Consider the following 248-nt stretch of genomic DNA (forward strand, 5'->3'; position numbering starts at 1 on the left):
AGTCCGCAAAGAATCTTGAAGGTCTGCTACATTGCCAGTATCAGTATCTTTTTTGCCGACTTTGGTAGTATTTTGCGTAGTTTCATTTGCATTTGTCTGCTTGCCTTTATCTTGCGTAGTATCTTGGCCTTGCGTAGGATCTTGGCCTTGCGTAGGATCTTTGGGATTTGTTGCCACTACTTTTTCTTCAGCCGTAGTCCGCAAAGAATCTTGAAGGTCTGCTACATTGCCAGTATCAGTATCTTTTT

1 pseudogene is annotated in these 248 nt (G+C 42.3%); it reads right to left on the reverse strand.

Annotation, left to right across the window (positions count from 1 at the left end):
• Positions 1-248, reverse strand: a pseudogene (locus CP368_RS10310) (hypothetical protein); the annotation flags it as partial.

The sequence above is a fragment of the Lactobacillus sp. UMNPBX17 genome (assembly GCF_002553735.1).
Taxonomy (GTDB): Bacteria; Bacillota; Bacilli; order Lactobacillales; family Lactobacillaceae; genus Lactobacillus; species Lactobacillus gallinarum.